This is a genomic window from Nonomuraea sp. NPDC003201 (genome assembly GCF_053590415.1).
Window position 1 is genome coordinate 21345 of the sequence record NZ_JBSFTC010000023.1, and the last position, 12568, is coordinate 33912.

Consider the following 12568-nt stretch of genomic DNA (forward strand, 5'->3'; position numbering starts at 1 on the left):
GATGAACGACATCCAGCATCCCGCCCTGCGACCGGACCGCATCGGCGAGCTCCACCTCGCCAACCGGCTGGCCGTCTCGCCCATGACCAGGGTGTCCGCCGCCGCCGACGGAACGCCGACGGCCGAGATGGCGGACTACTACGCGGCTTTCGCCCGCGGTGGTTTCTCCCTCGTTCTGACCGAGGGAACCTATACCGATACGCGCTACAGCCAGAGCTACGCCAACCAGCCCGGCATCGTCACCGACGGTCACGAGGCCGCCTGGCGGGACGTCGTCAGCCACGTGCACGACGCCGGAGCGCCGATGATCCTTCAGCTCATGCACGCGGGCGCGCTGTCGCAGGGCAACCACTACCGCGACGACACGGCGGCGCCGTCGGCAGTCCTGCCGCGCGGGCAGAAGATGCCGGAATACGGCGGGTACGGACCTTGGCCGACGCCCCGCGCGATGAGCCAGGACGACATCGACCAGGTGGTGCACGGCTTCGTGACGTCGGCCGTCCGCGCCCGGCGAGCGGGTTTCGACGGGGTGGAGGTGCACGGCGCCAACGGCTACCTCGTGGACCAGTTCCTGACCGACTACACCAACCAGCGCGGCGATCGCTATGGTGGCACGGTCGCCAATCGGGTACGACTCGCGGCAGAGATCGTCTCCGCCATCCGCGCTGAGGTCGGTCCGCGTTTCTGCGTGGGGATCCGCTTGTCGCAGGGCAAGGTCAACGATTTCACCCACAGATGGGCGGGCGGCTCCAGGGAGGCGGAGATCATCTTCGCCGCGCTCGCCGAAGCGGGGGCGAGCTACCTGCACATCGCCAGTGAAGGACGTGACTGGGTGGAGACCGCGACCCTGGACGGGCAGGTGACGATCACGGGCCTGGCCCGGAAGGTGACCGGACTGCCCGTGCTGGCCAATGGCGGCATGCACAACCTCGACCGGGCGGCCATGGTGCTGCAGGACGGTCACGCGGACGTACTGACCCTCGGCCGGGGAGCGCTCGCCAACCCGGACTTCCCGCGGCGCCTGGCCCAAGGGCTGCCCATGGCGAACTTCGACCACCAGATGCTCCAGCCCATGGCGACGCTGAGCAACGCCCGCCTGTGGCGACCGGCGGCCGGAGTGCCGGCTTGAGCGCGCCCGGGCGGGTCGAGCAGGCGGACGAGGGCCGCGGCGGCTGGCGTGGCCGGTCCGCCGCGGTCGTGGCGCTCACCTTCGACGTGGACGCGGAAACCCCTGTGCTCGCGCAGGGCCGCGGCTTCGCCGACCACGCGAGCACGATGTCCCACCAGGCATACGGTCCCGAGGTCGGACTGCCCCGTATCCTCGATCTTCTGGACGAGCTGGGCGTCCCCGCCACGTTCTTCGTGCCCGGCTGGGTTGCCGAGCACCGTCCCGCGCTCGCCCCGTCGATCGTCGAGCGGGGCCACGAGGTGGCGCACCACTCCTACAGCCACCGGCCGCCCACGTCGATGACCGCCGAGGAGGAACGCGCGGACTTCGAACGCGCGCTGGCGGTCTTCGACAGCCAGGGCATCGAGATCCGGGGGCACCGAGCGGCGCTGTGGGAAGCGTCCTGGCGGACGGCCGACCTGGTCGCGGAGTACGGCCTGCGCTACGACTCCTCTCTCATGGGGGATGACAAGCCGTACAAAGTGGTCACGCCCGCCGGCGAGATCGTCGAGCTGCCCGTCCACTGGTCGCTCGACGACTGGGAGCAGTACGCGTTCCTGCCCGCACCTCATGTGGGCTCCGTCATCGAGTCTCCGGTGAAGGTGCTGGAGCTGTGGCGGGCCGAGCTCGACGGGATGCGCCACTACGGCGGCCTGTTCAACCTGTGCGTTCACCCCTTCCTGTCCGGCCGGCCCGGCCGTGCGCTGGCGTTGCGGCAGTTCCTGGAGTACGCGCAGAGCTGCGCGGACGTGTCCTTCGCCCGCTGCCGCGACGTCGCCGAGCGGGCGGCCGCGGACGCCGGCCTGACCGTGCGCCGGCCCCGGCCCCCGGTGGTGGATCCGGACGTCTACCCGGACTGAGCCCAGTCCATCGCCTCGACGGTCAGCGCCAGGAACAGATCGACCCGGTCCTCCGTACGCCCCACGTCTCTGCCGGTGAGCTCAGCGATCTTGGCCAGCCGGTTACGCAGGGTGTTGACGTGGATGTGCAACGCTCCGGCCGTCGCCGCCCATTGCCCGTCATGATCGAGGAACGTCCGCAGCGTCAGCTCGAGCTCGCCGCTCCGCCGCGCGTCATGGTCCTTCATCGGGCCGAGGATCTTGCCGGCGAACTCGGTCAAGGTCTCGGCGTCGAGCAGCCCGAGGAGCAGCCGGTGCGTGCCCAGCTCGGCGAAGGCCCGCACGGACGGACCCGTGCGGGTGCGCCGCAGCACGCGGCACGCCTCCCTGGACTGCAGGAGCTGAGGGCGCAGCTCGGCCGCGTGGGCCGCGAGCTCTCCGAGGCCGACGACCGGGCGCAGTCCAGGGAAGCGCCGCTCGATGCTCCGTACCAGGCGCTGGGCGAGCGACGGCAGCTCGTGCTCGGGATGGCGCCACGGCAGGACGGCGACGACGTCCTGCGTGCCGCCGGCCACGACTGCCGGCACTCCCTCGACGGCGAAGAACTCCACGATCACCTCCGCGAGCCCGTGCATCGTCGCGGCCTCGCCGTCCGCGAACGCCACGGCGCACACGGCCAGCGGACCGCTCGGATCCACGCCGAACGCGCGGAGCCGGCCAGGAACCTCCGTCGCCCGCCAGCCTCCCGAGAGGACCATCTCCAGGAGCTCGCTGGCGAAGCGCATCTCGATCGCCTGGACCGCCTGCTGTTTCGCCACCTCCAGGCTGAGGAACCGAGCCGTCTGCTCCAGCGCCTGCCGCTCGGGCGTCGCGAGCTCGCGCAAAGGGCGCAGGCAGATGAGAGCCGCGTCGATGTCGCCGACGGCACCCACCGGAAACAGCGCTGCTTGTCCCAAATCTCCCAGATCCACCTCCAGAGCCGGAGGCTTCTTGGCCAACGCCGTGGCCACGGCATGCAGCTGGTCGCTGTCCAGGCTCGCGCCGGCCACCGCGAGGGAACGCGCCATCCTGTCGACCACCGCCAGGGGCAGGTCATGCTCACGGCGCAGGACATCGAGCACGCCGGAGGCGCCGGCACCCCGGGAGATCGCCGTGGCCAGGGCGTCTCCCCGGCGCACCATACCGACCAGCGACTGCTTGCGTTCGTCGGTCAGCATGTCGGCCATGGCCTGCGAGACCGCCGTGAACGGCACCGCGACGGAGATCTCCAGCAGCGGCAGCTCCTCTTCGCGACAGGCTTCGACCAGCGCGTCGGGAGTGTTCGGCATTTCCGCTCGCAAGCCGAACACGATGCCACTGGCCTTGGCCTTCTTGACGTTCGTCACGAACTGCGCGGGAGGCACCCGTTCTAGCCACAACCCGTTGGTCAGCACGATCTCCCCTTCGCGTACGTAGCGCGAAGGATCGGGCAGCTCGGTGTTGTGCACCCACGCGACGGGCGCGTCCAATGCGCCCGGTCGGCCCGGCACCAGCACACGGAGTTCGAGCGAGGCGCGATCCAGCAGGGATTGGAGCGTGAACACGCTGTAACTATATACAGAGATGGCTTCAAGCTATAGAGGATTATCCACCCCATTTGGAACAGTCTCGCCTGCTTGTGTGGTTTACGTCATCAAGGAGGGAATCACGCGCCCGAGCGCGACCGACCGACCGCGTGCCTTTCGACAGCCCATTCCCGCGACTGCGGTCGCGCCACGTTCGGGCTCAAGGGCGCGACCGTGCCCGGGCTCGTCCAGGGGCCGCTCACCATGGGCTGGGTCGGGGTCAACACCTGGGTCGTGCTCGCGATACGCGCTCGCATGGGCGTCCACGGCGGAGCGGCATGGAGCTGGCAGTTCGGCATGGTGCCTGTCACGCAGGGACGAGCTGATCGCCGCGGGGTGTGTCCCGCTCACCCCGGCCTCGCTGGCCGACGGCGTACGGTCGACCATGGCCCGCGATGACATCTGGCGGGCGCCCAAGCTTGCGAAGAACCTGGACCGGGCGCTGACCGACGAGGAGGCCGACCGGCTGGAGGCACTGACGCCGTATCTGGTCGAGTGCGCCGAGCGCCTGGACGAGGCGGCCATCCCGGCGGCGATCGTCCACCGCGATTTCCACCCGGGCAATGTGGTCGTGCGCGACGACGAGATCCTGTTGCACGACTGGAGCTTCGCCACCGTCACGAACCCGCTGTTCGACCTGGCCTCATGGCTGCACGACGCGTCCGAACCGGACGCCGCGGCCTACCTCGACGCCTTCTTCGCCGCCTGGGCCGACACCGTCGCTCCGGAACGGATGCGGAGCGCATGGCGCGTGGCCAAGCCGCTCTCCGCGGTGGTGGAGATGATGAAGCTGATCGAGCTGGCCGACATCGTCGGACCGGATCACGACTTCAACTGGCTTCCGATGACCTACGGTTGGGCCCGGCGGCTGCTGAACTCGGCCACCGACCCCGACCTGACCGTCAACGGCTGGCGAACGTAGGGCTCACTCGAGGCCCGGCACCGGTCCGGTCCCCGATGCCTCCACGAGCACCTCCCCGGCCGCCGTCCGTACGTACAGCACCGACCGCCCGGCCCGCCGCCGCTCCACCAGCCCCGCGTCCAGCAGCACCCGCAGGTGCCGGCCCACCGAGCCCAGCCCCTGACCGGTCACGGCGACCAGTTGGGTCGTGCTCATGGGAGTTCCCAGCAGCACCAGCAATCCGGCCCGCGCGGTCCCGATGAGCGCCCCGAGCCCGCCCGGGACGGGTCGCCGGTCGTGATCCTCGGCGAGCACTCCGAGACATGAATAGACGACGGCGTACCGCTCCCGTCCCTCCCACGACACCCACCCGGTCCTCGGCGTCACCGGCATGAACAGCAGGTCGGCCCCGGCGGCGATCTCCCGCGGCTGATACGCGTTCAGGTTGACCTGGAACCGGCTCTCCCCGACCCACCGCGTCCCCGGCTTCAGCGAGTCCAGCACGGCCGCCCATCCGCCCTGGCTCACCCGCGCGGTCCGTGCGACCATGTCCGCCTCCAGGACGCGCCGCCGACGTTCCCAGTACGGCCGTACGGTCTCCTCCCAGACGTACGTCAGGAGCGCGGTCGCCCGCTCGGGCAGGTCGTCCCGCTCCAGGGCTGCGGGGAGCGGGCCCCGGAGGGACACGCGGAGGTTGGCCCGCGCCTCCTCGGCCCCGGCCGCCCGCACCCGGGCCACGGTCTCCTCGAAACTCTCCCCCTCGCACGAGGTGGGGCAGAAGAAGTCGGCGATCCAGGACCTGCCGAGTGCCGCCCGTACGAGCGGCGCGGCCACCGGGTCGGCCGCGAGGCGCGCGCGGTAGCCGGGCAGGTGCGCGCGCAGCCAGGCCTCCTCACCCGGATGGGCACCGGTCCCCGCGTGCAGCAGCTTCAGGCTCGCGAAGGTCTCGGCGAACGGCGAGAGCACGAACCGGCTGCGGGCGAGGACGTCGGTGTCGATCTGCCACAGGCCCATGCGTTCCACCTTTCGCGCGTCGGCGAAACAGTAAACACGACCCCCGGGCCGCTCCGAGACTCCGACGTATGCGCAGCTATCGAACCCTGTTCCGCACCCCGGAGTTCACCCCGTTCCTGCTCTCTTACGCCGCTTTCGCCGCGGCCCAGACGATCGGCGCCCTGGCTCTCGGCACGCTGGTCTTCCAGGCCACCGGCTCCCCGCTGCTGTCGGCGGTGAGCATGTTCGGCCCGCAGCTGGCGAAGTTGGCGGGGGCCATGTTCCTGCTCTCGGGCGCCGACCGCCTGCCCCCGCGCGCGATTCTTTCCGGCCTCGCCCTTGCCTTCGCGGCCGGTACGGCGGTGCTGGCGCTGCCCGGTCTGCCGATCGCGGCCGTCTTCGCCGTCGTGCTGGCGCAGGGCCTGATCGCGTCCCTGGGCGGGGGAGCACGCTCAGGACTGCTGACCGAAATCCTGTCGAAAGACGGCTATGTCCTGGGGCGTTCGGTGTTCAACATGCTCTGGGGGCTGATGCAGGTGGCCGGGTTCGCGACGGGCGCCGCGCTGCTGACGCTTCTGACCCCGAGGACGTGCCTGCTCCTGGCGGCGGCGCTGTACGTGATGTCGGCCCTCGCCACCCGCCTGGGCCTCACGGCCCGCCCGCCGCGGTCCTCCGGGCGCCTGTCCGTCTCGGCGACCTGGCGCACCAACGCCCTCCTGTGGTCCTCGCGCCCCCGCAGCCTGACGTACCTGGGCCTGTGGATCCCCAACGGCCTGGTGGTCGGCTGCGAGTCGCTCTACATCTCCTACGCCCCCGGAGCCGCCGGCACGCTGTTCGCGTGCGGAGCGCTGGGCATGTTCCTGGGCGACGTGGCGGTGGGCCGCCTGGTGCCGCCCGCGTTGCGCCCCCGGCTGGCGATCCCGCTGCGTCTGCTGCTGGCGACGCCGTACCTGTTCTTCGTCCTGCAGCCGGGAGCGGCACTGTCGGCCGTGGCCGTCGCCGTCGCCTCCGTCGGCTTCGGCGCGAGCCTGGTCCTGCAGGAACGCCTGATGTCCCTCACCCCGGACGACCTCGCGGGCCAAGCCCTCGGCCTGCACTCCGTCGGCATGTCCACCATGCAGGGCGTCAGCGCGGCCCTCGCGGGCGTGGTGGCCCAACTGACCTCCCCGGCCGTGGCGATGACGGTGCTGGCGTTCGGGTCGGTCGCCGTGACCCTGACCCTCGCGGTGCTGGGCAGGCGCGAGGAACGACAGCCGGCCGTCCCCACCTGATCGGACGGAGCCTGCGCGACCTCCACGGGGAGGAGCGGGTAAGTCTGCGGCGGCCGAGCACGAAGCGCTCCACGGCTGCTCGCGTCGGCGGTCAGACGGGGATGAACAGCGCCTCGAACGGCGGGTCGCCGACGCCGGTCGTGACGTGTCCCATTCCTGTGGTGTCGGCGGCGAGTACGAGGTCGCCGGGACCGAAGCGCCGCCGGCCGCCGTCGCTGACCGTCACCTCGATCACCCCGCGCAGCATCACCACCCACTGCTCACGTGGCGCCGGGTGCGCGGTGCTGTCGAACGCGGCACTGCGCAGGAACTGCACGCCGTCTCTCGACGGCAGCCCACCGACGGCCATGGCCGGCGCCCCGTCGGCCACCTGCCGGTGTTCCAGCGCGATCTCGCCGTCCTCGAACGCTGATCCGCCGTCCTCCGTGCGGGTGATCCTGGTGAAGCGCATCAATTCACTCCGATGAACTGGTGGTCGGTACGGATTCGGCCATCGCTGTCCAGGGAGAGGATGTCCAGGCCGCCGCCGACGGCCTGTCCCGTGTGGGTCGACACCATCGACCACCGGATGCCGAGCACGTTGGGCATGAGGAAAGACGCCTCTTCGGCGCACTCGAAAAGGTGCTCGCCCGACGCGACGAACATCTCGTACGCACGGGTCACCCTGGCGTTCAAGGCGTCGTGACCCCGGACTTCCAGCGGCGGCACCGGAAACGCCAGCCCTGCGGCGGCCTCACGGATCTCCTGCGGCGGGTCGACCAGCACCTGGACCCCGTCAAGCGCCCACATTTCGCGGATGAGCGCGGCCCGCGCGGCCGGATCGGGTTCGTTCCACTGGGCGACGTACCGGTCGGCCCATTGCTTGATGTCGAGTGGGTTGCTCATGCACAGCAGTGTGCTGATTCCCCCGCGCCACCGCGATTCCCTGCAGGGAATCGCGCGGCTGCCGGTTCGGGCAGGTGGGTGGGTTCGCGGCGGAGGGCGTCGAGCATGCGGGTTCCGCTGTGCCTTTGGCAGTCGATCGCCGCAGGCCTGGGGGATCCCAAGGGCGATCGTGCGGGCATGGACGCCTGGATGACCGCGGCCGCGGTGATCTTCACTGCGCTGCCGTCCGGCTACTGCGCCGAGTACAGCGGTGGAGACAGCGACTGCCCCGGAGGATGAGTCGTCGATGCCGGCCTGCTACTCCGAACTCCGCCGGCTCGGATGACGTCAAGCGAAAATGCCGTGGCAAATAATTGCCACGGCATTTTGTCACCCGCGTTTTCGGGCGGCCGAGAGCGATTTCGACTCAATCGCCGATCAGTGTGCCAGGGGATGCCCTCGGTCTCGACGGAGGACGTCGTCGCCGAGCTCATCCCCGGGCGGGCCATCTCACCTTGGTTTGTACCGTGCGTTACGACTTACCAGTCGTGGTGGTGGTCAAACTTGTCGTGGTCGAACTTCCTGTCGTGCTCGGACTTTCTGTCCTGCTCGAACTTCTTGTCGTGCTCGTTCTCGTCGTGCTCGAACTTCTTGTCGTGCTCGGACTCGTCGTGCTCGAACTTCTTCTCGCGCTCGTTCTCGTCGTGCTTGAACTTCTTCTCCTGCTCGAACTTGTCGCGGTCGAACTTCTTCTCCTGCTCGAACTTCTTGTCATGGTCGAACTTGAGGTGGTCGATCCTGACGTGGTCGAACTTGAAGCGATCGGACTTCTTGTCGCGGTCGAACTTCTTGTCGCGGTCCATCTTCTCGCGGTCGAACTTCTTGTCGTGCTCGAACTTCTCGCGGTCGAACTTCTTGTCGTGCTCGTTCTCGTCGTGCTCGAACTTCTTGTCGTGCTCGTTCTCGTCGTGCTCGAACTTCTTCTCATGTTCGAACTCGTTGTGCTCGAACTTGTCGTGGTCGAACTTCTTACCGTGCTCGAACTTCTCGTCGTGGTCGGACTTGTCCTCGCGACCCCACCAGAGGACGTCGCACACGCCCCACTCGCTCGCGCAGCCCGCGGCCGGCTGCGTCGGGGCGTAGCCCGCGCTCGCGCTCGCCACGGCCTGGCCGAGCGGAACGAACATGAGACCGGTGGCCGCAGCGGCCAGAGCCAGCTTGGCGATACGGGCGCTGCGCGGCGTCGGCAAATGCCGAATTTCAGTATTCACGTGCTCTCGTTTCCATTCATGGATAAATCGACGCGAAATCCGACGCCCACATCTCGGTAGGCATTCAGACAGAAGCGTACATACCCGCAAGGATTATCTCATTCACCTCAATGAACCCCAATAACCCGTCAAATTCGATACCTTTAAAGAAGGCGTCGTCGCGCAAATATTTTGGCGTTTCTTTGCATGTCGTCAGACATGCCATGACGCTGGTTCCGATTAATTCACATTTGCCGACAACCAGCGATTCGCCGTCCAGAACGGCAACGCCTACGAGGCCGTGATCAAGGTCCTCCGCACGCAAGGCCGGCGCCGCGCCCGGCCGGCATCGCGCGGAACCCGTCGCGGATCCGGTTGGCCAGCCGCTGGGTCGGCGTCTTTGAGAAGGAGCCGCCCGCCGGGCTTCAGCGCCGCGATCATCGACCGCAGGGCACGTTCGCGGTCGGCGACGTGCACCAGCACCAGGCGCGCGTGCACGAGGTCGAACGCCTCATCGGGAGGGTCGGAACGGGCGACGTCGTGCCGGCGTACCTCCACGAGGTAGCCGGCCTCATCCGTCATGGGCCGATGACGCACCACTCCGAGTGCGGGTCATCGTGACGGGGCGAGGCGATCCCAGACCAGGCGCTGCCGTTCCGCCGACAGACCCTGGCCCCTCATGGCCCGATGCAACAGGTCGAAGTCGCATCCCTGCGCGCTCATATGGTCGAGGAGGGGTTCGTAACGGTCGGCTCTGTCCCGTACGAGCTCCGTCGCCAACCGCAGTTCCAGCCGAACCGCAGGAACCTGGTGCGAGCCACATGCGATCCACACGCAGTGCTGCCATGGGCCGCGACCGACGCATTCCAGCGCGTCGGAGTCGGTCTGCCTCTCGACGGTGCTCATCTCGACCTTGACCCCGCGCACCTCGTACCTGGCGAAGTATTGCGCGGACGCCGGAATCCACGAGGCGGCGTGAAGGCAGGGGAACGAGGCGAGCGCGGCACCGAACTCATCCACTTCCTCTCGCCGCGCCACCAGGAGGTCGATGTCCCCGACTGGAAGCCGAACCCCCTGGAGGAGAGCCGCGCTCGTGCCCCCCAGGCGGTAGGCGATGTCGGCACCCGCGGCTCGCATGGCGGTGAGCGCCGTGTCCAGCGCCGCAGTGATGTCCGCCGCTCGAAGACACGTTCCACCGTCGTCCATGGCGAGCAGCCTAAGAGCGCGCGGACGCGGGATGTCAGTCGTGCTGACCTGCGTTCGCAGTCAGCTTCAGCCGCCTTTGCAGTGGATCACAAGTCGTGATCGCCACGATCACTCGCAGGGTCGTAGATCACGGCCCTGCGCAACCAGAAGGGGGGTGAACAGCATGCTGAACATCGAGGACCTTCCCGCCGGTGTCTCCGAGCTCGACGGCGAGGAGCTGGAGGTGATCGCGGGCATGGAACCGGACTGGAGCACCTATCTCTGCACCGCCAGCCAGAAGGGCGACTGCTGGAAGACGTGATCCGACCGCGATGACCGCGGCCCGGTGAGCAGCGGGGAGCCCGTCAAGCGGCTCCCCGCTGTTGCGACAGCAAAGGACCGAACGACTGTGTTATTGATCATCAGCAGCCACCGCGACGACTCGATACACGTCGTGCTGCCCAAGCTGCGCGAGCGCGGCGTGCCGCTGCTGTGGTGGGACGAGGCCGACTATCCCGGGACCTCCACCCTCACCACCAGCTGTCTCGACGGCCGCTGGCGCCAGGTGCTGACCTATCGGGGCGAGACGTACGACCTGTCGAAGGTGAGCGCGGTGTGGGACCGGCGCCCCGACCGGCCGGCCGCGTTCGAGGTTCCGGAGCCGTCGCAGCGCGCCTTCGCCGAGCACACGGCCAAGATCGCTGTCACCGGCGCGTACGACCTCATGGTCGGGGCCCGGTGGATGCCCGCGCCGCCGCAGTACACCGCGGCCGTCGACAACAAGCTCCTGCATCTGTACCGGGCCGCCGAGCTCGGGTTGACCGTGGCCGACACGGTGGTGACCAACGATCCCGAGGTCCTGGTGCCGCTGTGGAACCAGGCCGGCGGGCGGATGATCACCAAGACGCTCGGATTCCACCCGTTCACGCTGGACGGGGAGGCCCGTCACCTGTTCACCGCGACGGTGCCCAGGCGGCGGCTGACCGGGCGGCACCGGCTCCGGCACGGTCCGGCGATACTGCAGCCGAACCTGCCCAAGGCGTACGAGCTGCGGGTGACCGTGGTGGGCGAGCAGGTGTTCGCCGCCCGCATCGACTCCCAGACCTCGCGGCTCACCACCGTGGACTGGCGGCACTACGACGACACCAAGGTGGGCTACGCGGCCTACGACCTGCCGCAGGACATCGCCGACCGTTGTGTCCGGCTGGTGGCGGGGCTGGGCCTGAGCTTCGGCGCGCTGGACTTCATCGTGACCCCGGACGGCCGGTACGTCTTCCTGGAGCTCAACGTCAACGGCCAATGGGCCTTCGTCGAGCTGCGTACCGGCATGCCCATCAGCGACGCCATCGCCGACTGGCTCACCACCGCCACCACCACCGGCCCCGATCAGAAGGACTCCGCCGATGCCCACTGACCAGAGCACCGCCGTCCGTCCCTCCTTCGCCGACGACCTCGCCGGGGCGGTCGCGCTCCTGCAGGGGTTGCCGACCGCGCAGGACCAGGTCGGCCAGGCGCGGCGGCGCGCGCGTGACTGGGCCGCCGCGCGGCCGCACCTGCGCGCCCAACTGGTCGTCGACGAGCCGCCGGGGACGACCCGGGTCGGTTACGACCTGCTCCTCGACCACCCCGAGGGCGGCACCGTCGCGCTGTCGGCGGAGGCGGAGGACGGCGTCCCCTGGCTGGTGGACCACTCCACCCACTGGGCGGCGGCCAACGTCCTCAGCGTGGACGGGGTCGGGCTGTCCATCGCGGTGGCGCTGTCCACCATCCGCGCCCTGGGTGTGCGCGACCAGCAGCTCCACGAGCGGCTGGTGGACCACCGCATCCTGCTCAACGAGCTGGAGGGTGCCCTGCAGTCGCCGACCGAGGCCGAGATCCAGGCGGCCGCCGACGAGTTCCGCCGCCGCCGGGGGCTCACCGGCAAGGCGCAGACGCTGGAGTGGCTGGCCGAGGCGGGCATGTCGCCGGAGATGTTCCGAACCCACGCCCGTACCCAGGCGATCATCGCCCGCATCCGCGACCGCTTCGCCGGCGAACCCGCCCGCCGCCACCTGGCTGAGCACCCGGAGGACTTCACGATGCGGCGCGCGGTGTGGGTGACCGGCCCGCACGCCGACGAGCTGCGTGCCCTGTCGGAGGGTCCGGTGAAGGACTTCGCGGCCCGTTCCCTGGCCGCCCTCGAACTCCCCGGGCACAGACTGCAGCTGCACGCCGCCACCGCGCTCACCCCCCGGCTGCCCGAGCCCCTGCGGACGGCGGCCGAGGGAACGGCGATCGGGCCAGTTCCCTGCGAAGGCGGTTATCTGGCCGGGGCGGTCCACGAGGTCGTCCCGCCCGACCCTGACGCGCCGGAAGTGCTGGAAGCGGCGCGGGACGCGGCCTTCCAGGCGTGGTTGGACGAGCGGCGGCGTACCGCGGAGATCCAGTGGTTCTGGCTCTGAGCGCGATCGGGCGGATGTGACGGTGAGGGAGATGGCGTACCGGATCGGGGAG

General features: G+C 69.4%; 14 protein-coding genes. 7 read left to right on the top strand and 7 right to left on the bottom strand.

The annotated features are described in order from the left end of the window. Window position 1: 1 nt before the first annotated feature. Window positions 2–1129, top strand: coding sequence for an oxidoreductase (locus ACWDX9_RS12065; RefSeq protein ID WP_449952232.1), 1128 nt, complete (start codon window positions 2–4; stop codon window positions 1127–1129). Next, entirely contained in the window at window positions 1126–2028 is a 903-nt protein-coding gene (locus tag ACWDX9_RS12070; RefSeq protein ID WP_449952235.1) for a polysaccharide deacetylase family protein, read from the top strand. The genes ACWDX9_RS12065 and ACWDX9_RS12070 overlap by 4 nt, the downstream gene beginning before the upstream one ends. Here ACWDX9_RS12070 and ACWDX9_RS12075 read toward each other — a convergent pair. Further along, the gene (locus ACWDX9_RS12075) at window positions 2016–3590 is read right to left on the bottom strand and encodes a PucR family transcriptional regulator (protein ID WP_449952238.1); all 1575 of its coding nucleotides are present in this window, start codon (window positions 3588–3590) and stop codon (window positions 2016–2018) included. The genes ACWDX9_RS12070 and ACWDX9_RS12075 overlap by 13 nt on opposite strands. 406 nt (window positions 3591–3996) lie before the next feature. Here ACWDX9_RS12075 and ACWDX9_RS12080 point away from each other — a divergent pair, with 406 nt between their 5' ends. Further along, complete coding sequence (locus tag ACWDX9_RS12080) at window positions 3997–4533, top strand: aminoglycoside phosphotransferase family protein (RefSeq protein ID WP_449952241.1); 537 nt, start codon at window positions 3997–3999, stop codon at window positions 4531–4533. A gap of 3 nt (window positions 4534–4536) precedes the next feature. Here ACWDX9_RS12080 and ACWDX9_RS12085 read toward each other — a convergent pair whose 3' ends face one another. After that, window positions 4537–5526 (bottom strand): ArsR/SmtB family transcription factor, encoded by a 990-nt coding sequence (locus ACWDX9_RS12085; protein ID WP_449952244.1) that lies wholly within the window; start codon window positions 5524–5526, stop codon window positions 4537–4539. 68 nt (window positions 5527–5594) lie between these two features. On the opposite strand from ACWDX9_RS12085, the gene ACWDX9_RS12090 reads away from it, so the two are divergent. After that, window positions 5595–6776 carry an MFS transporter gene (locus tag ACWDX9_RS12090; protein WP_449952247.1) on the top strand — a complete coding sequence of 394 codons (1182 nt, stop codon included), beginning with the start codon at window positions 5595–5597 and terminating at the stop codon, window positions 6774–6776. Window positions 6777–6867: 91 nt separating this feature from the next. On the opposite strand, the gene ACWDX9_RS12095 is transcribed toward ACWDX9_RS12090, so the two are convergent. The 5 genes from ACWDX9_RS12095 to ACWDX9_RS12115 all read right to left on the bottom strand — a co-directional run bounded on the left by ACWDX9_RS12095 (window position 6868) and on the right by ACWDX9_RS12115 (window position 10096). Continuing rightward, window positions 6868–7227 (bottom strand): hypothetical protein, encoded by a 360-nt coding sequence (locus ACWDX9_RS12095; protein WP_449952249.1) that lies wholly within the window; start codon window positions 7225–7227, stop codon window positions 6868–6870. Then, window positions 7227–7661 (bottom strand): hypothetical protein, encoded by a 435-nt coding sequence (locus ACWDX9_RS12100; protein WP_449952251.1) that lies wholly within the window; start codon window positions 7659–7661, stop codon window positions 7227–7229. Before ACWDX9_RS12100 ends, ACWDX9_RS12095 begins: the two co-directional genes overlap by 1 nt. A 518-nt stretch (window positions 7662–8179) precedes the next feature. Then, window positions 8180–8911, bottom strand: a complete 732-nt coding sequence (locus ACWDX9_RS12105) for a hypothetical protein (protein ID WP_449952253.1) — start codon at window positions 8909–8911, stop codon at window positions 8180–8182. A 270-nt stretch (window positions 8912–9181) separates the two neighbouring features. Beyond that, on the bottom strand, window positions 9182–9472 hold the full coding sequence (locus ACWDX9_RS12110) for a class I SAM-dependent methyltransferase (protein ID WP_449952255.1): 291 nt from the start codon (window positions 9470–9472) through the stop codon (window positions 9182–9184). 30 nt (window positions 9473–9502) lie between these two features. Next, window positions 9503–10096, bottom strand: a complete 594-nt coding sequence (locus ACWDX9_RS12115; RefSeq protein WP_449952258.1) for a hypothetical protein — start codon at window positions 10094–10096, stop codon at window positions 9503–9505. Between the two features lie 163 nt (window positions 10097–10259). On the opposite strand from ACWDX9_RS12115, the gene ACWDX9_RS12120 reads away from it, so the two are divergent. From ACWDX9_RS12120 to ACWDX9_RS12130, 3 genes are all read left to right on the top strand, one after another. Further along, window positions 10260–10397 carry a hypothetical protein gene (locus tag ACWDX9_RS12120; RefSeq protein WP_350733660.1) on the top strand — a complete coding sequence of 46 codons (138 nt, stop codon included), beginning with the start codon at window positions 10260–10262 and terminating at the stop codon, window positions 10395–10397. Between the two features lie 87 nt (window positions 10398–10484). Next, complete coding sequence (locus ACWDX9_RS12125; protein WP_449952261.1) at window positions 10485–11489, top strand: MvdC/MvdD family ATP grasp protein; 1005 nt, start codon at window positions 10485–10487, stop codon at window positions 11487–11489. Further along, a complete protein-coding gene (locus ACWDX9_RS12130; protein WP_449952264.1) occupies window positions 11479–12516 on the top strand; it encodes a TIGR04500 family putative peptide maturation system protein in 1038 nt (345 codons plus the stop codon). The genes ACWDX9_RS12125 and ACWDX9_RS12130 overlap by 11 nt, the downstream gene beginning before the upstream one ends. The last annotated feature ends 52 nt before the right edge of the window (window positions 12517–12568 follow it).